Origin of the sequence: Gordonia sp. Swx-4, from assembly GCF_030316175.1 — a bacterium.
In the GTDB taxonomy this organism is placed as follows: Bacteria; Actinomycetota; Actinomycetes; order Mycobacteriales; family Mycobacteriaceae; genus Gordonia; species Gordonia alkanivorans.
Map to the genome: position 1 here is coordinate 4,867,544 of NZ_CP128197.1, position 18,122 is coordinate 4,885,665.

An 18,122-nucleotide genomic window follows, 5' to 3' on the forward strand; every position below is an offset into this window, starting at 1 on the left:
CGCGTGTCGTCGGAGCGATCAGTAGTCGTCTTCCCCGTAGACGATCATGCCGCGAATGTTGTTGCCCGCCAGCATGTCGTCGTAGGCCTCGTTGATCTGGTCGAGCCGGTAGGTGTTGGTCACCAGGTCGTCGAGGTTGAGTTTGCCCGCGCGGTATTCGTTGAGCAGGGCCGGGACCTGGGTCCGCGGGCTCGCGCCGCCGAAGATCGCACCCTGCACCCGCTTCTGCATGAGCGTGAGGTCGAACAGGTTCATCTGGGCGTCCATCGCCTGGAAGTTGCCCATACCCACGACGACGACCTGTCCGCCCTTGCCGGTGAGGGCCAGAGCGGGCGCGATCATCGAGCCGTCGATCTCACCGACGGTGAGGATGGTGGTGTTGGCCATCTTGCCCCAGGTGATGTCGCCGATCGCCTCGAGTGCCGCCTCCATCGACGGGAAGGTGTGTGTCGCACCGAGTTTCTCGGCCATCTGCAGCTTGAACGGCACCGGGTCGACGGCGATCACGTGCCGGGCGCCGGCGGCGGCCGCACCCTGGATCGCGTTGATGCCGACACCGCCGATGCCGACGACGATCACGGTGTCGCCGGCGTGGGTGCCACCGATCTCGACCGCCGATCCCCAACCGGTCGCCACACCGCATCCGAGGAGTGCCGCGGCCTGGAGCGGGATGTCGTCCTCGATCTTCACCACCGATGCCTGGTTGACGGTGATGTACGGCGCGAAGGTGCCGAGCATGCACATCTGCACGAGCGGGAGCCCGTCGTGTGTGTGCGCGCGGTTCGTGTCGTCGGAAATCGCGAGGCCGGTCAGCAGACGCGCACCCTCGTCGCAGATGTTCTGCTGGCCCCGCGAACAGGGTTCGCAGGTGCCGCACGCCGGGATGAACGCGGTCACGACGTGGTCGCCTTCCTTGAAGTTCGAGACGCCCGGGCCGACCTTGGTCACCACACCGGCACCTTCGTGACCTCCCAGCACCGGCATCGGTGCCGGACTGTCACCGGTGCGGAGGTGATGATCGCTGTGGCAGAGACCCGAGCTGACGAGCTTCACCTGGACTTCGCCTGCCACCGGGTCGCCGAGCTCGAATTCCTCGATCTGCCACTTCTCACCCGGATTCCGGAGAACTGCACCCTTGGTCTTCACATGTACTCCTCGCTCGTGCCGCCCCGAGACAGGGCGTCAGATATCGCCGTCTACTTACGCGACGTAGCTCACATGTTGGTCCACGCACTCGGTTGCCGCAGCCATTTCACGCGATCCGTGCCGTGTGTTTGCGCGGCGGCCATCCGGCACGTGCTCGGCGTCGAATCGGTTGCATGCGACCGTCCTCGAGCCCCTTGTCGGCACGTGAGAGCAACACATGGAACGATGGCCCCATGCCGGACAAGACCGTTTCGAGTCCCCGTCCCACCCGCAAGCTCCGCTGGCTGATCCCCGCGCTCCTACTCCTCGCCTGGCTGATCGTCGGCGGGATCACGGGACCCTTCGCCGGCAAGCTCGCGAGCGTCGCGAGCAACGACAACAGCTCGTTCCTTCCCGCCTCGGCCGAGTCGACGCAGGTTCAGAACCTTCTGGCCGACTTCCAGGACACCGACGAGATCCCTGGCATCGTCATCGCCGAACGCTCGAGCGGGATCACCCCCGGCGACCTCGAGTTCCTGCGCACCACCACCTCCGACCTGGCCGGCACGCCCGGTTTCGGTCCGGCGGTCTCCCCGCCCATCCCGTCGCAGGACGGCCAGGCCGCGCAGGTCTTCGTCCCGATCCAGAGCGCCGGCGAACCCGCCGACACGGTCGAGATCCTGCGCGACAAACTGGCGAACGCCCCCGACGGCCTGACGGTCGCGGTCACCGGCCCAGCGGGCCAGGTCGCCGACCTCGGCGAGGCCTTCGCCGGCATCGACGGGCTGCTGCTACTGGTCGCGGGCGCCGTCGTGATCCTGATCCTGATCGTCGTCTACCGCAGCCCGATCCTGCCGTTCGTGGTGGTCATCTCCGCGGTCTTCGCCCTCGGACTCGCGTCGGGGCTCGTCTACTTCCTGACCAAGCAGGGCGTTCTCGACCTCAACGGTCAGAGCCAGGGCATCCTGTTCATCCTGGTGTTCGGCGCGGCGACGGACTACGCGCTGCTGCTCGTGTCCCGGTATCGCGAGGAACTGATCGCGACCGAGGACAAATACGCGGCGCTCCGGCAGGCGTGGCGCGCCACGATCGAGCCGGTCGCGGCGTCGGCGGGAACAGTCATCGCCGGTGTCCTGTGTCTGCTGCTGTCCGATCTGAACTCCAACAAGAGCCTCGGCCCGGTCGCCGCGATCGGCATCGTCGCATCGTTCCTGGCGTCGATGACCTTCCTGCCCGCCGCGCTCGCGCTCCTCGGCCGCTCCGCGTTCTGGCCGCTTCGCCCCAAGTACGCCCCCGAGACCTCGGCCGACAGCGGTGCCACCCACCGCCTGTGGAAGCGCATCGCGGACACCGTCGCCTCCAAGCCGCGCGCCATCTGGGCCGGCACGCTGATCGTGCTGCTCATCGGCGCGGCGTTCGCCCCCACCTTCAAGGCCGACGGCATCGCCTCGACCGACTTCTTCATGGGCTCGGTCGAGTCCGTGGAGGGCGCCGAGATCCAGGCGAAGCACTTCGACGCCGGCAGCGGCACGCCCACCTACGTCATCGCCGATCAGGCCGCCGGAACCGCGGTTCTCGAGGCGGTTCGTGCGACCGACGGCGTGGCCAACGCCGAACTGATCACCGAGGGCGACGCCCCGAAGGTCGTCGACGGCAAGGTCGCGATCACCGCGACGCTGACCGACAACGCGGAGTCGCTTGCCGCCCAGGAGACCGTCACCGACATCCGATCGGCGGTGGACTCCGTCCCGAACGCCGACGCGCTGGTCGGCGGCACCACCGCCATCGATCTCGACACCCGCGAGACGTCGATCCACGACCGCAACCTGATCATCCCGATCGTCCTGATCGTGGTGTTCCTCGTGCTGGTCGCGCTGCTCCGCAGCATCCTGGCACCGGCGATCCTGCTGGCGACCACAGTGCTGTCGTTCGCGACCACCTTGGGCGTGGCGGCGCTGCTGTTCAACGGCCCGTTCGGCTTCCCCGGCGCCGATCCGGTGGTCCCGCTGTTCGCCTTCGTGTTCCTCGTGGCGCTCGGCATCGACTACAACATCTTCCTGATGACCCGGGTGCGCGAAGAGGCGCTGCGGCACGGGACCCGGATCGGCATGATCCGCGGTCTCACCGCGACCGGCGGTGTCATCACCTCGGCCGGTGTCGTGCTGGCGGCGACGTTCGCGGCACTCGCCGTGATCCCGCTGCTGTTCCTCGCACAGGTGGCGTTCCTGGTCGCGTTCGGTGTCCTCATCGACACCCTCATCGTGCGCACGCTCCTGGTTCCCGCCCTGACCCTCGACATCGGCCGCAAGATCTGGTGGCCCAGCGCCCTCACGAAGAAACAAGATCCGGACGCGGCCCGGGAGCCGGTCCTCGACAAGGCGTAACATCAGCCACGACAAGCGAATTCGCTGAACCTGATACCGTTCGCGCAGTAAAGGGTTAGCGTCGGGTATTCGCATATTCCCCGTCAGTTGGCTGGTGATCTCATGACCCTTATCGAGCACAAGGAAGAGGGCCGCGAGGACTTCTCGTCATTGCGGCCGGGAGGTCTCAACTGGGACTCATTTCCGTTGCGTCTCTTCATCAAAGGGAACTCACGGTTTTGGGACCCGATGGCGATCGACTTCTCGCGCGACGCCCAGGACTGGGTGGAGCTGAACGACGAGCAGCGCCGTAGCGCAACCTATCTCGTGAGTCAGTTCATCGCGGGCGAGGAAGCGGTCACCGAGGACATCCAGCCGTTCATGAAGGCGATGGCCACCGAGGGCCGCTTCGGCGACGAGATGTACCTGACCCAGTTCTGCTTCGAAGAGGCCAAGCACACCCAGGTCTTCCGCATGTGGATGGACTCGGTCGGCCTGCGGGGAGACCTTCAGGCCTTCGTGTCCGAGAACCCCTTCTATCGCCGTTTGTTCTACGAGGAGTTGCCGGAGTCTCTGCACGCCCTGGAACACGACGCGTCGCCGCGCAACCAGATCCGCGCCAGTGTCACCTACAACCACGTCATCGAGGGCAGCCTGGCGCTGACCGGGTATCACGCCTGGCAGAAGGTGTGCACCCGCTTCGACATCTTCCCCGGCATGCAGAAGCTGATCCGCTTCATCAGCGACGACGAGCGGCGCCACATGGCGTGGGGCACCTTCACCTGCCGCCGCCACGTCGCCGCCGACGACTCGCTGTGGGCCACCGTCGGCGAGCGGATGGACGAACTGCTCCCCCTGGCGCTCGGCATGATCGACTGGGTCAACCAGCAGTTCGACGAACAACCCTTCGGCCTCGACAACAACGAGTTCCTCACCTACGCCGCCGATCGCGCCCAACGCCGACTCTCCGCGATCGAATCCGCCCGCGGCCGCTCGGTCGCCGACATCGACGTCGACTACTCCCCCGAGGTTCTCGAAGACGCCATGGGCGAGGACGACGCGGCGCGGTTGCAGATGTAGGTCACGTCCCTCCGCCAAGGACCTCGACGCCGTGGTGATTTCCGTCCCTCTCAGCGTGGTTCGAGGGCAATGTGCCCTCGGACGGCGCTCAGGGGGCCGGAATTGCGAGCCGACCGCCCGTCACGACGGGTCCAGGTCGATGATCTGATCGCTCCGCGCGCCGACGAGCCGACGCTGGTGGCTGACCAGGACCATTCCCGCACCGTCGTCGACCAGCTCCTGAAGTAGTCCGATCACCGCCCGCGCCGAGATGGGATCGAGCATCGCGGTCGGTTCGTCGCACAGCACGAACCGTGGAGCCTGCACCAGCAGGCGGCCGACGCAGGCGCGCTGGAGCTGACCGTCGGAGACCTGTGACGGGAAGCGGTCGAGCAGAGCGGGGTCGAGGCCCACGCGGCCGGCGATCGCCTCGACGTCACAGTTCCGTCGCACGATCGCGGCGGGTTCGGCAACGATCCGTCGCAACGTCCATCGTGGGTTCGCGACCACGCGGGGATGCTGCGCGAGTAACCCGATGTTCCCCGGGCGTGGGTCCACACCGCGCTGCTCCACGCTGCCTGCTGCGGGCTCGGCGAGACCGGCGAGGATGCGCAGCAGCGTCGTCTTACCGGTTCCCGACCGTCCAACGACGCCGGTGATCGATCCTGCGTGCGCCGCGATGTCGAGGCCGGTGAACACCTCACGATCGCCGAAACTCGCGGTCAGGCCGCTGCCGACGAGCGTCGCCGTCATGAGACCGGCTCGAAGAAGGCGGCGACGTACTCGTCATCGGACGTAGCGAGGTCGGCGGCTGGGCGATGCTCGACGACCCGGCCGGCGCGCATGACCGCGACCCCGGCCAACCCCTCGCCCCCTGAACGAACCCCCACCCTTGCGGCGACACCCAACCCCTCGCCCCCTGAGGAGCGTCCGGAGCTTGCGGAGGACGCGTCACGAAGGCCCCCCCTCAGCGTCTCCGTGTCATGGGTGATCACCAGTACTGCGGCTCCGCGTCGGGCGGTAGCCGCCAGGAGGTCCCAGATGGCGGCGGCGAGTTCGGGGTCCAGAGCGGAGGTCGGCTCGTCGGCGACCAGCACCTGCGGATCGCCGGCCAGGGCTGCGGCGATGGCGGCACGCTGCGCCATACCGCCGGACAGTTCGTGGGGGTACAGCTCCAACGCATCGGGATCGAGATGGACAGCGTGACACAGCTCGACGGCGTCGCGCGCGCCGTCAAGGCCGGCGATCACCTCGTGGAGCTGAGAGCCGAGCGTGCGCACCGGCGTGAACGACGTCGCCGCCGACTGGGGGACCAACCCGACCCGGCGACCACGCAGTTCTCGCCAGCGTGGGTCGCGTCCACTGATCTCCTCCCCGCTGAAAGAGTCGTCGCCCAACGAGAGTCGCCCCGTCACGCTCGACCCAGGTGGGAGCAGTCCGCAAAGCGAGGCCGCGACCATCGACTTCCCGCAACCCGACTCGCCGACGAGCGCCGTCATCGACCCGGCAGGCAGTTCCAGGGTCACGTCGTCGAGTACCCGTACCCGTTCGCGGCGTCGGACTGCGACGTCGACGGTCACCCCGTCGAGACGAGCGCTCAACGCCACACCTCCCCGCTCGGCGGCAGCGTGGCCCGACGCAGCGAGGCCGCAGCGCCCGAGCACGCGAGCGCGGTGACGATGAGCGCCACACCGGGTACCACCAGCGTCCACCAGGCGCCGGTGATGACGTCGCCGCGGGCCTGCCCGAGGAGCGTGCCCAGGCTCGCAGCGTCCGGAGAGAGGCCGACGCCGAGGAACGACAGCGTCGTCTCATGCCACACCGCGTGCGGGAGAAGCACCGTCATCGCCACCAGCACCTGGCCCGACACCGCAGGCAGGAGGTGGCGGGTCGCGACGAACGTCCGCGACGCCCCGGCGAGCCGGGCGGTCTCCACCCACCCCGCTGAGGTCGCCTCGAGCAGTTCGGCGCGAACCACCCGTGCCACGGCCGGCCAGTGGGTCAGCGCGATCGAGGCGATGATCGCAACGGGCTCGCCGCGCCACATCGCGGCGATCACCACGCCGACGACGAGGTGCGGTAACGCGTTGACGCCGTCGACGACGCGCATCACGATCGCGTCGACCCACCCCCCGGCCGTCACCGACGCGATGCCGATCGTCACGCCGAGGAGCGTGGCCAGGACCGCGCACGCCAGCGCGATCAGCAACGAGATCCGCAGGCCCTCTGCGGTGCGCACCCCGAGGTCGTACCCGGAATGGTCGGTGCCGAGCAGTGCACCGTCGCCGGGGGCGCGCAACGCCTGCGCGAAGTCGGCGGTCTGGTCTCCCGCGATGAGCGGCCATCCGACCGCGAGCACTCCGATGACGGCGAGAACAATCCACGGGGCGGCAGTCTTGATCCGGTCGGCCGCTGTGGCCCAACGGTTCTCGTCGCGCAACGCCGGCTGGAAGACCGCGGTCATGCCCGTAACCCGATCCGTGGGTCAATCCACACCGCGGCCGCATCCGACAATGCCGATCCGATCAGGACGAGGACAACCGATCCGACGGCCAACGGCGCGAGAAGTGAGAAGTCGAGTGCCACTGCCGAATCGACCAGTGCCTCGGCGAGACCCGGCCAGCCGAAGACGGTTTCGACGATCGCGGCGCCCGCGATGAGTTCGGGCGACCGTGTCCCGAGCAGGGCCAGCGTGGGCAACACCGACACCGGAACGACGTGCCCGCGCAGCAAGGTCCATCCGCCCACACCTCGGGCACGGGCGCCCCGGACCGCGTCGGAAGCGGCCGCGTCGACGACCGCCGAGCGCATCGTCAACAGCAGCCACGGGATCATCGAGATCGTCAGCGCCAGATAGGGCAACACCGCGTGCGTGATCAGTCCGTCGAACGAATAGTCGTCACCCGGTCGTCGTGCGCCCGACGTCGGGAACCACCCGAGCCCCACCGCGAATGCGCTGACCAGCACGAGGGACACCACGAACGGCGGGGTGGCGGCGAGTATCGCGGCGAGCGCCGTGCAGGCGCGGTCGAGGAGCCCACCACGCCGCATGCCGATGACCGCGCCGAGAGCGATGGCGACGGCCGCGGCAGACAGCAACGCCGCCAATGACATTCCGAGGGTGAACGGGAGCCCTTGGCCGATCACGTCCGCCACCGACTGGCGCATGGTCGACGACCACCCCAGGTCCCCCTGGAACACCGCGACCCACCACTTCCACCAGGCCGCGAACCAGTGGTCATCGAGTCCGTATGCCTGCGTCACGGCACCCCGCTGCGCCTGCGTCGCCGACTGGTAATTGTCGCCGAGGTGCGCCGTCAGCGGATCGAACGGCGAGGCCGCGGCGACCGCGAACACCCCCAGCGACACGAGAAGCACCGTGGGGATCATCACCAGGATTCGACGTCCGAGGAGTCGAAGGACGGTCCGGGAGCGAGTGGGGCGTCGTGTGTGTTCGACTGTGCCGAAGGGCCTTTCCGGGGCGGGACGCGGGGTACCCGCGACCGGCTCGGTGGCCGCTCGGGTCTGCGTGGTCACGACGTCGGCGTCCAGGACGGCAGATTCCACCACGGCCCCCACGTCACGCCGTGCGAGTGGGGTTCGAGAATCGGCGCATCATGCGACCATCCGACACTCCTCGCGACATAGGCGTGGTGAACGAAGGCGAGGAAGACCTGCGACGGCCGGGCGGCGTAGACCTGCTGGATGCGACGGTACCGTTCGTCGTTCTCCGGCCCCGCTGCTGATTCGCGTGCCGCGTCCAGCAATTCGTCGAGACCGGGTGCCGTGAAGTTCCCGGGGTTGGAGTAGGGCGAGGAGCCCGGCACACGGGTGTGCAGGGCGTCGTAGACCTGGGCGTCAATGCTGTACGGGGTCGCGCCACCGCCGAGAAGCACACCCGCCGTGTCCATCTTGGTGACGATCTCGTCCCAGCTGGTGCCCCGCGTCAGCACCTCGACCCCGATCCTCTTCATCGACGCCGCGAACGCCACCGCCAGATCACGACGCAGGGTGTCCTCGGCGTTGTAGAGGAGCACGAAGGATGCGCGAACACCGTCGCGGACACGCACGCCATCGGGCCCGGGCCGCCAGCCTGCATCGTCGAGGATCGACGCGGCTCGTGACCGGTTGTAGGCGAACTGGGCGTCGGAATCGTAGGCGTCTCCATAGACTTTCGCGATCGGCGTGCTGGCCGGCTCACCCTTGCCGACGAGGACGTCATCCACGATCGCCGATCGATCGACGCCGACGTTCATCGCCAGCCGCGCGGAAGGATCTGCGGTGAAGGCGTTCTCGGACGGCAACGACACGCCCCGCCAGTCCGCCGATGCCACCACTGCGACGTCGACTCCGGCACGGTCGGCGAACGCGTCGGCCAGTCGCGGCGGAAGACCCGCCCCGTCGACCTCGCCGGTCTGCACGAGCTGCGCCCGCGAGTTGTCATCGGGGACATGGGTATACACGATCCTGCGCAGCGCCGGCGGCTCCGGACGGTCGTCGCGGGCGACGAGGACCGCCTGGTCGGGATCGAGGGACTCGAGGCGATAGGGGCCGGTCCCGACAGGCTCGGTGTTGAGCTTCCACCTCGCGGCGGGGGCGGCCTCCACCCTTTCCGACGGGACGATGCCCAGAAGGAGGTACAGGGCGGGGTGGGCCTCGGTGTTCATGGTCAGCGTGATCGCCTGCGGCCCATCGGATTCGATCGTGACGATCGGGGCGAAGTCCGTGGAGATGCCCGACGCCACCTTCGGGTCGACCACGGCACGATAGGTCGCGACCACGTCGCCGGCATCGAAGGCGGTGCCGTCGGAGAAGGTGACGCCGTCCTTCAGCGGCACCCGCCAGGTCCGCGGCGCAATGCGTTCGGGCGCCGACGCGGCCAACGCGGGCACGAGGTCGGGGACGCGGTCGTCGCCGTCCGCCGCCGGAGCCAGCAGTCCGTCGTAGATCGGCGAGACACCCGACTGCCCGTATCCGAGCATCGGGTTGAACCGGCCCAGATCCTGGCCCTCGGCGAGCACGATCTGATCCGACGACCCGGCATCCTGCCCTTCGGCGCATCCCCCGAGGGCCACTCCGGCGAGCAGCGTCGCCGCGAACGCGACGATCACCGGCCGTCCGCCGCGTCGGAGGGGCCGGCGGCCTACACGTGTCGTCACAGACATATGTTCCCCCAGACACACATCGGTCGCCACTCGGCCCCGCATTCACGGCCGGTGGTGTAATTCGAGGGACGGGACGAGCAGAGGAGGCATCGGTGACCGATTTCGACGCGGACTCATGGGCCGCGCGCTTCACCCTGCTCAGCGACCCGACGCGACTACGACTCGTCGCCGAGATGCACGCCCACCCGGGCTCGACGGTCGCCGAGCTCGCCGCCGCGATCGGCATCACCGAGAACGCCGCCTCACAGTCGATCCGGGCGCTCCGCGACCAGGGCTGGGTGCGGTCGGAGAAGGTCGGCCGGATGGTCCACTACGAGGTCGTCGGCGACGCGATCGTGCACCGCATCCTCCACGACATCATCGGAGTCGGCCACGTCTCCGCAGGTCACGGACACGATCACACACACCCGTGACAACGGATTAGAACACGTTCTAGTCTATTCGCGTGGATGTCTCCTTCGATGCGACCAAACGGGAACTGACGACCGACCAGGGCACCCTGCGCTACCACGAGGCCGGTGACGCCGAAGCGCCGCCGCTGATCCTCCTGCACGGGTCCGGTCCCGGTGTCACCGGTTGGCGCAACTATCGCGGCAACCTCGGCCACTTCGCGCAGACCCATCACTGCTACGTCATCGAGTTCCCCGGCTTCGGCGTCAGCGACGCGGTCGAGGGTCACCCGGTCCTCACCGCCGGCGGCTCGGTGATCCGCTTCATGGATGCGCTCGGTATCGACAAGGCCCCGATGATCGGCAACTCCATGGGCGGCGTCGTCGGCGTCAACCTGGCGATCAAGAAGCCCGACCGCGTCGAGAAGCTCGTCACCATCGGCGGCGTGGGCCCGAATGTGTTCAGCCCCAGCCCCAGCGAGGGCCTGCGACTCCTGCAGGAGTTCACCGACGCCCCCGATAAGGACAAGCTCGTCCGCTGGCTGAACTCCATGGTCTTCGACCGTTCCCTGGTCACCGAGGAGCTCATCGAAGAGCGCTGGGAAGCCGCGATCAACCCGGACGCCCAGAAGACCGCCCAGATGATGTACGGCTCGGCGGCTTTCGAGATGCAGCAGCAGTTCATGGCCGCCTCCGACACGCCTCCGTACTGGGCATCGATGCACAAGGTCTCCTGCCCGACGCTCCTCACCTGGGGCCGCGACGACCGCGTCAGCCCGCCCGACATGGCCATGGTCCCCATGCGCCTCATCCCCGACGCCGAGCTGCACATCTTCCCGAAGTGCGGCCACTGGGTGATGATCGAGGCCAAGGAGGCCTTCGAGGCGGCGGTCACCTCGTTCCTGACCCGCTGAGTTGTGTTCAGCGGTAGCAGTCTTCACCTCCGGCGGCACCCCGCCGCTGCCTGAGGTGCGAGGCGCCACCCCTTGCTGCCTGAGGTGCGAGGCGCCACCCCTTGCTGCCTGAGGCGCGAGGAGCGCAAGCGACGAGCCTCGAAGGCCCGGCGACATGCGCGCCCGAAGCGACCCACCGGAGAATAATCGATTGCCCACCATCGACACTGGTGGCATAGTTCCCGTTCGGCACGAGGACCAGCAGGCCGGAGCGGGGTACCGCGACGTGTTCCTGCGCGTCGGAATCCTGGTGCCTACCTTGATGGCAACGGGTCTTCTCAACCCTTTCAGGTTCGAGTCCTGATCACGGCACCGCTCCCGGGATCACGGGATCGGTCGGTCCTGCGGTCGTGTCGACGGATCGTTCGCGATTCGACGATGCGATCCCACCGGCCGGACCGCCCGCGAGCGGTGTCGCCACCACGTAGACCGACGAGCATTGCGACGCAACGGAAAGGAGGATCGCCATGCTGTTCTACCGCGAGATCACCGTCCCACCGGGTCACACGGTGCTGACCTACCGGGGTACCGAGGTCCGGTCCCTGCCGACCGGTCGTCATCGGATCTCCAAGCCCGATTCGACGGTGACAGTCGACCTGCGCGACCGACTGATCCCTGTTGCGCCGCAGGAGATCCTCACCTCGGATTCGATCTCGATACGTGTCTCGATGTCGTTGCGTGCCCGGGTTGTCGACGCGCGAGCGTTCGTCGAGCGGGCAGCCGATCCGATCGGTGCGGTTTACCTGGCCGCGCAGATCGCACTGCGCCAGGTCTGCGCCGACACCGCGTCGGAGGACCTGATCCGACGCGGTGATGTCGTCGACGTCGGCCCGATCCGCGAGGCGGCGGCCGAGGTCGCCGCAACCGTCGGTGTCGAGGTCCTCGATGCCGTCATCCGCGACATCATCGTGCCGTCGGAGATCCGAAGTGCCGCACTCGAGGTGGTCACCGCGAGGACCCGCGGTCTGGCGAAGCTCGAGGCGGCCCGGGCCGAGACCGCGTCACTGCGGGCACTTGCGAATGCGGGTCGCCTCCTCGACGCGCACCCGGCGCTGGCGCAGCTGCGGCTCGTCGAGTCGGTGCCCTACGGTGCGCGCGTCGTGCTCAGCGTCGGCGGTGCCGAGGTGCCGTCGGCGGACTGAGTTTCGCTCACAATGTCCGTTCCCGCTCACCCATGAAAAGTGAGCGGGAACGGATCGTGTGAGCGATCGCTCAAGCGGGAACCCAATCGCCGCGCGCTGCGTCGTATCTCCATGCCACCCTTCCCCACCGATCGGTTCGGGCTCGTACATCGCGACGCGCACTGCACGCGGGTTTCTCCGACGAGCAACTGTCCGGCGCCGTCACGCGCCGCGAACTCGTACGACTGGTACCGGGTGTCTGGGTTCCCGCCGCCGACCAACCGACCGGCGTGGACTCCCTGGAGAAGCGCCACCGCCTACGTGCCCTGGCGGTCGCAACCTCGGGCCCCTCCGACGGTCATCCACTCAGCCACGTCTCCGCCGCAGCCCTTCACGAGTTACCCATGCTCCATCCGGATCTCAGCCTCGTCCACGTGACCACCGGCCGGGCCTCGGGCGGATCGATCCGCGCCCACCGCCACCTGCATGCCGCGCCATTGGACATCGACGAAGTGGTCGAGGTCGACGACATGCGGGTCACCTCCATCGAACGTACCGCCGTCGACGTCGCGACCATGGGGAGCTTCGACCAGGCTCTCGTGGTCTTCGACGCCGCACTTCGGATGAGTGCCGATCGGACGGTCATGGCAGATCTGCTCGCGGGCCGTCGACGCCAGAGTGCCCGGAATGCTCGCCGCGCCTTGCCGTTCGCAGACGCCGCCTCCGAAAGTGTCGGCGAGTCCTGGAGCCGCGCGCAGATGATCGACGCGGGACTTCCGACTCCGACGCTGCAGCGCGAGTTCACCGTCGACGGTCAGAAGTACCGTTGCGACTTCGGCTGGGAGGAACTGCTCGTCGGCGAGTTCGACGGCCTCCACAAGTACGGTCGGCTGCGCGGTGCAGACGAATCGGCGACGGATGTCGTGATTCGTGAGAAGCTCCGCGAGGATCGTCTGCGCGCCGAAGGCATCACCGTCGTCCGATGGACGTGGTCGACCCTCGAGGAACGTCGGCTCGTTCCACTGCTTCGACCCTGGCTCAAGAAGTTCGGGCTCCTCGCCGCCTAGTTTCGCTCACTGAATCCGTTCCCGCTCACCGTTGAAGGGTGAGCGGGAACGGAATGAATGAGCGAACGCAAGAACCCCGACCGGAACGAATCCGGCCGGGGCTCTTGATGTCTGCTGGTCACCCAGCGAGAGCCTTACTTGGCAGCGAGGTTCTCGTTGGTCAGCTTGGTGACACCCTGCTCAGCCTTCTCGACGAGCGAGGCCGGCGGCTCGAAGTGCTTGCCGTACTTGGCGGCGAGTTCCTTGGCACGCGCGACGAAGCCGGGTACGCCACCCTCGTAACCGTTGATGTACTGGATGACACCACCGGTCCAGGCCGGGAAGCCGATGCCGAAGATCGAGCCGATGTTGGCGTCCTCGACGGAGGTGAGCACACCCTCGTCGAAGCACTTGACGGTCTCGAGAGACTCGGCGAAGAGCATACGCTCCTTCATGTCCTCGAGCGGGATCTCCTTGGAGCCCGAGTTGAACTGCTCACGCAGGCCCGGCCAGAGCTGGGTGCGCTTGCCGTTCTCGTCGTAGTCGTAGAAGCCCTTGCCGTCCTTCTTGGCGGTGCGGCCGTTCTCGACCATCCAGTCGACGACGGCGTTCGAGCCGTGCTGCGGGACGTCCTTGCCCTCGGCCTTGAGCGCTGCCTCGGTCTCCTTGCGGATCTTCTGCGGCAGGGTCAGGGTCAGCTCGTCCATGAGCTGCAGCGGCGCGGCCGGGTAACCGGCCTGGGTGCCCGCGTGCTCGATGAACGCCGGTTCGACGCCCTCGCCGACGGCCGCGATGGCCTCGTTGACGAAGGTGCCGATGACGCGGCTGGTGAAGAAGCCACGGCTGTCGTTGACGACGATCGGGGTCTTGCGGATCTGCAGGGTGTAGTCAATGACCTTGGCCAGCACGGCATCCGAGGTCTTCTCACCCTTGATGATCTCGACCAGCGGCATCTTGTCGACCGGCGAGAAGAAGTGGATACCGATGAAGTCCTCGGACCGCTTCACACCCTCGGCGAGGATGGTGATCGGCAGGGTCGAGGTGTTGGAACCCAAGACGGCGTCGGGCTCGACGATGTCCTCGATCTCCTGGAACACCTTGTGCTTGACCTCGACCGACTCGAACGCGGCCTCGATGACGAGGTCGACGCCCTTGAAGTCCTGCGGGTCGACGGTCGGGTGGATGCGGGCGAGGAGCGCGTCGCTCTTCTCCTGCGTGGTCTTGCCCTTGGCGAGAGCCTTCGCCTCGAGCTTCTCCGAGTAACCCTTGCCGCGCTTGGCAGCTTCGAGGTCGATGTCCTTGAGGACGACCTCGATGCCGGCCTTGGCCGAGACGTACGCGATGGCCGCGCCCATCATGCCGGCGCCGATGACGCCGACCTTCTTGGCGGTGTACTTGTCGTAGCCATCGGGGCGCGAGCCGCCACCGTTGATGTGCTGCAGGTCGAAGAAGAACGCCTTGATCATGTTCTGCGCGACCTGGCCGGTGACCAGCGAGACGAAGTAGCGGGTCTCGATGATGTCGGCGGTGTCGACGTCGACGTAGGCACCCTCGACGGCTGCGGCCAGGATGGCGCGCGGAGCCGGCATGTTGGCACCCTTGATCTGCTTGCGCAGCAGGGCCGGCAGAGCCGGGAGGTTCGCGGCGAAGGCCGGGTTGGTGGGAGCACCGCCCGGGATCTTGTAGCCCTTGACGTCGAACGGCTGCTGGGCCTCGGGGTTCTCCTTGATCCATGCCTTGGCGGCGGGGATCAGTTCCTCGATGGAGCCGACGACCTCGTTGACCAGGCCGGTCTCCTTGGCCTTGGTCGGGTTGAAGCGCTGGCCCTGGAGCAGAACACCCATGAGGGCGTTCTGGATGCCGAGCAGGCGGACGGTACGGACGACGCCGCCGCCACCGGGGAGCAGACCGAGGGTGGCCTCGGGCAGACCGATCTGGACACCCTTGACGTCCGCGGCGATGCGGTAGTGGGTGTGCAGCGCGATCTCCAGGCCGCCACCGAGTGCAGCACCGTTGATGGCCGCGACGACGGGCTTGCCCAGGGTCTCGAGACGACGCAGCACCTTCTTCATGGCGTTGGTGGTCTCGGTGATCTGGGTGGCGATCTCGGCCTTGGAGACGTTCGAGCGGTCGCTCGTCATGTCCTTGAGGTCGCCGCCGGCGAAGAAGGTCTTCTTCGCCGAGGTCAGGACGACACCGGTGATGTCGTCCTTCTCCGCCTCCAGGCGGTCGACGGTCGCTGCCATCGACTCCTGGTACAGCGCGTTCATCGTGTTGGCGCCCTGGTTGGGGTCGTCCATGGTGAGGATGACGACGCCGTCGGCGTCCTTCTCCCAGTTGATCATGTTGTCACTCATGGTGTTTCAGAAGTTCTTTCTGTGAAGGTCAGAGACGCTCGATGATGGTCGCGACGCCCATGCCGCCACCGATGCAGAGGGTGATCAGGCCGTAGCGGCCGCCGGTGCGCTCGAGCTCGTCGAGGCAGGTGCCGTAGATCATCGCGCCGGTCGCACCGAGCGGGTGCCCCATGGCGATGGCGCCACCGTTGACGTTGACCTTCTCGTGCGGGATCTTCAGATCCTTCATCCACTTCATGACGACCGAGGCGAAGGCCTCGTTCAGCTCGAAGACGTCGATGTCGTCGACAGTCAGGCCGGCCTTCTTCAGCGCCAGCTCGGTGGCCGGCGTGGGGCCGGTCAGCATGATGGTGGGCTCGGAGCCGACCTCGGCGAAAGCGACGACGCGGCCGCGCGGGGTCAGGCCGTTGCGCTTGCCGGCCTCCTCGCTACCGATGAGCACGAGGCCCGAACCGTCGACGATGCCGGAGCTGTTGCCACCGGTGTGGACGTGGTTGATCTTCTCGACGCTCGGGTACTTCTGCAGCGCGACGTCGTCGAAGCCGGCCATGTCGGCGAGGGCGGCGAAGGCGGCCTTCAGCTTGCCGAGGCTCTCGACGGTCGAACCCGGACGACGGTGCTCGTCGTGGTCGAGGATGGTGACGCCGTTGATGTCCTTGACGGGCACGACGGACTTGGCGAAGTAGCCACTGGTCCAAGCCTTCTCGGCGCGAGCCTGCGACTCGGCGGCGTAGGCGTCGACGTCCTCGCGCGAGAAGCCCTCGATGGTGGCGATCAGGTCGGCGCCGATGCCCTGCGGGACGATGTAGTGGTCGTAGGCGGTGGCGGGGTCGGTGAAGAGTGCGCCGCCGTCGCTGCCCATCGGGACGCGCGACATCGACTCGACGCCACCGGCGAGAACCAGGTCGTCGAAGCCGGAGGCGACCTTGGCCGCGGCGAGGTTGGTGGCTTCCAGGCCGGAGGCGCAGAAGCGGTTGATCTGGGTGCCCGGAACGGTCTCCGGGAGGCCGCTGTTGAGGGCGGCGGTACGTGCGATGACCGCGCCCTGCTCGCCGACCGGCGAGACGACACCGAGGATGACGTCGTTGACGTCGGCGGGATCGAGGCCGCCGTGGCGGGCCAGAACCTCGTCGATCAGACCCGAGACCAGGTCGACCGGCTTGACGCTGTGCAGCGCACCGCCGCGCTGCTTGCCACGAGGCGTGCGGATCGCCTCGTAGATGAATGCTTGATCAGGCACGAAAGTGTTCCTTTCACACGAACCACCAGTTGGTTACTCACCGAGGCTAACGCGGAATCACTTATTTGGCTATACCCCGTGCTCAGCCGGTCTGGATCTCCGCCGAATGTGCGCTATGGTCTGTTCACCATGCCTGACCGAAAGACGACCCGCACCAAGGGCGCCGACCGCAAACGACAGCTCGTCGACTCCGCGGCGTCGCTCTTCGTCCAGCGCGGCTACGCGCGGGTGTCGGTCGCCGACATCGCCCGTTCGGCGGGCGTCACCGCCCCGTCGGTCTACCGGCATTTCGACGACAAGCAGTCACTCCTCGCCGCGGCTGTCCTCGCCGGTGTCGACGACCTCGAAGCGTGCACCGACCGCGTCCTCCGCGACGGCAACGACGCGGTGACGCTGATATCGACCGTGTGCGCGCTTGCCGTCGAGAGTCCGCAGACGGCCTCGCTCTGGCGCTGGACGAGCAACTACCTGACCGTCGAGCAGAACAAGCAGGTCGCGCTCCGCACCCGTGAGGTGATCGGGCAGTGGGCGGCGGCGATCCTGACCGACCGCGACGACCTGACCGAGCGCGAGGCGGTCCAGTTGGCGTGGGCGATACTGAGTGTCAGCGGCAGTTTGACCGTCCATCACACGCGAATGTCGAGCGCCCGCGCCCAGGAGGAGATCGAAAAGCTGGTCCGACGCCTGCTGACCCTGAGTCCGGCGACCGCACCGACCCTCGACACCGCACCGGTGATATCCGGTGTCACACGGTCGCGTCGCGACGAGATCCTCGACGCCGCGGCCGCCCTGTTCGCCGACCGCGGTTACTCCGATGTCGGCGTCGACGAGATCGGACGGGCCGTCGGAATCGCCGGACCCAGTGTGTACAAACACTTTCCGTCGAAGATGGCGATCCTGGTAGCCATCGGTTATCGCAGCGGCGCGCGCCTGGACGCCGGAGTGATGGCGGCGTACGGCGCAACCGACGACCCGGCGAAGCTCCTGGCGGCACTCGTCGACTCTTATGTCGACGTCATCACCAGCACGCCCGACCTCTCGGTCAGCTTCAACAACTCGTCCGTGCTCGCCGGGCAACCCGGCGCCACCGACCTCCTCGACATCCAGCGGCGCTACGTCGCGCGGTGGATCGATCTGCTCGTCGAGGTGGATCCTTCGCTCAAGCGCGACCAGGGCGCGGTCGCCGTACACGCGGCGCTGTCGGTCGTCAACGACGCCGTGCGGATGCGCCGAGGAGCACAGAGCCCGCAGTTCGCCGCTCGAATGGCCTATCTGATGAAGGGCGTGCTGGCGATCTGACTGCC

Annotated in this window: 16 protein-coding genes; 7 read left to right on the plus strand and 9 right to left on the minus strand. The window is 67.5% G+C overall.

Going from position 1 to position 18,122, the window contains the following annotated elements:
* Positions 1 to 18: 18 nt before the first annotated feature.
* Positions 19 to 1,146: an NDMA-dependent alcohol dehydrogenase gene (locus PWF70_RS22020; protein ID WP_006357074.1), complete on the minus strand. Its 1,128-nt coding sequence runs from the start codon at positions 1,144 to 1,146 to the stop codon at positions 19 to 21.
* 233 nt (positions 1,147 to 1,379) lie between these two features.
* On the opposite strand from PWF70_RS22020, the gene PWF70_RS22025 reads away from it, so the two are divergent.
* A complete protein-coding gene (locus tag PWF70_RS22025; protein ID WP_006357073.1) occupies positions 1,380 to 3,509 on the plus strand; it encodes an MMPL family transporter in 2,130 nt (709 codons plus the stop codon).
* Between the two features lie 102 nt (positions 3,510 to 3,611).
* A complete protein-coding gene (locus PWF70_RS22030; RefSeq protein WP_006357072.1) occupies positions 3,612 to 4,568 on the plus strand; it encodes a R2-like ligand-binding oxidase in 957 nt (318 codons plus the stop codon).
* 120 nt (positions 4,569 to 4,688) lie between these two features.
* On the opposite strand, the gene PWF70_RS22035 is transcribed toward PWF70_RS22030, so the two are convergent.
* Genes PWF70_RS22035 through PWF70_RS22055 form a run of 5 tightly spaced genes read right to left on the minus strand, consistent with a single transcriptional unit; the run spans position 4,689 to position 9,712 of the window.
* Positions 4,689 to 5,300 (minus strand): ABC transporter ATP-binding protein, encoded by a 612-nt coding sequence (locus PWF70_RS22035; RefSeq protein WP_006357071.1) that lies wholly within the window; start codon positions 5,298 to 5,300, stop codon positions 4,689 to 4,691.
* Positions 5,297 to 6,148: an ATP-binding cassette domain-containing protein gene (locus PWF70_RS22040; protein ID WP_006357070.1), complete on the minus strand. Its 852-nt coding sequence runs from the start codon at positions 6,146 to 6,148 to the stop codon at positions 5,297 to 5,299. Before PWF70_RS22040 ends, PWF70_RS22035 begins: the two co-directional genes overlap by 4 nt.
* Entirely contained in the window at positions 6,145 to 7,011 is an 867-nt protein-coding gene (locus tag PWF70_RS22045; RefSeq protein ID WP_006357069.1) for an ABC transporter permease, read from the minus strand. The genes PWF70_RS22040 and PWF70_RS22045 overlap by 4 nt, the downstream gene beginning before the upstream one ends.
* Positions 7,008 to 8,126, minus strand: coding sequence for an ABC transporter permease (locus PWF70_RS22050; RefSeq protein ID WP_006357068.1), 1,119 nt, complete (start codon positions 8,124 to 8,126; stop codon positions 7,008 to 7,010). The genes PWF70_RS22045 and PWF70_RS22050 overlap by 4 nt, the downstream gene beginning before the upstream one ends.
* Positions 8,081 to 9,712, minus strand: coding sequence for an ABC transporter substrate-binding protein (locus tag PWF70_RS22055; protein ID WP_231499026.1), 1,632 nt, complete (start codon positions 9,710 to 9,712; stop codon positions 8,081 to 8,083). The genes PWF70_RS22050 and PWF70_RS22055 overlap by 46 nt, the downstream gene beginning before the upstream one ends.
* A 92-nt stretch (positions 9,713 to 9,804) precedes the next feature.
* Between PWF70_RS22055 and PWF70_RS22060 the strand changes: the two genes are divergently transcribed.
* Positions 9,805 to 10,125 carry an ArsR/SmtB family transcription factor gene (locus tag PWF70_RS22060; protein ID WP_035753735.1) on the plus strand — a complete coding sequence of 107 codons (321 nt, stop codon included), beginning with the start codon at positions 9,805 to 9,807 and terminating at the stop codon, positions 10,123 to 10,125.
* A 32-nt stretch (positions 10,126 to 10,157) separates the two neighbouring features.
* Positions 10,158 to 11,015 carry an alpha/beta fold hydrolase gene (locus PWF70_RS22065; RefSeq protein WP_035753732.1) on the plus strand — a complete coding sequence of 286 codons (858 nt, stop codon included), beginning with the start codon at positions 10,158 to 10,160 and terminating at the stop codon, positions 11,013 to 11,015.
* A 343-nt stretch (positions 11,016 to 11,358) separates the two neighbouring features.
* Here PWF70_RS22065 and PWF70_RS22070 read toward each other — a convergent pair whose 3' ends face one another.
* A complete protein-coding gene (locus PWF70_RS22070; RefSeq protein WP_155225629.1) occupies positions 11,359 to 11,523 on the minus strand; it encodes a hypothetical protein in 165 nt (54 codons plus the stop codon).
* Between PWF70_RS22070 and PWF70_RS22075 the strand changes: the two genes are divergently transcribed.
* Positions 11,522 to 12,196, plus strand: a complete 675-nt coding sequence (locus PWF70_RS22075; protein ID WP_006357064.1) for a slipin family protein — start codon at positions 11,522 to 11,524, stop codon at positions 12,194 to 12,196. The two genes, PWF70_RS22070 and PWF70_RS22075, sit on opposite strands and share 2 nt — an antisense overlap.
* 383 nt (positions 12,197 to 12,579) lie before the next feature.
* A complete protein-coding gene (locus PWF70_RS22080; protein WP_373278702.1) occupies positions 12,580 to 13,242 on the plus strand; it encodes a hypothetical protein in 663 nt (220 codons plus the stop codon).
* Positions 13,243 to 13,376: 134 nt separating this feature from the next.
* On the opposite strand, the gene PWF70_RS22085 is transcribed toward PWF70_RS22080, so the two are convergent.
* Both PWF70_RS22085 and PWF70_RS22090 read right to left on the minus strand, forming a co-directional pair.
* The gene (locus PWF70_RS22085) at positions 13,377 to 15,578 is read right to left on the minus strand and encodes a 3-hydroxyacyl-CoA dehydrogenase NAD-binding domain-containing protein (RefSeq protein WP_006357062.1); all 2,202 of its coding nucleotides are present in this window, start codon (positions 15,576 to 15,578) and stop codon (positions 13,377 to 13,379) included.
* Between the two features lie 28 nt (positions 15,579 to 15,606).
* On the minus strand, positions 15,607 to 16,818 hold the full coding sequence (locus tag PWF70_RS22090) for an acetyl-CoA C-acetyltransferase (RefSeq protein ID WP_006357061.1): 1,212 nt from the start codon (positions 16,816 to 16,818) through the stop codon (positions 15,607 to 15,609).
* A 129-nt stretch (positions 16,819 to 16,947) separates the two neighbouring features.
* On the opposite strand from PWF70_RS22090, the gene PWF70_RS22095 reads away from it, so the two are divergent.
* Complete coding sequence (locus PWF70_RS22095; protein WP_139319553.1) at positions 16,948 to 18,117, plus strand: TetR/AcrR family transcriptional regulator; 1,170 nt, start codon at positions 16,948 to 16,950, stop codon at positions 18,115 to 18,117.
* Positions 18,118 to 18,122: the final 5 nt, after the last annotated feature.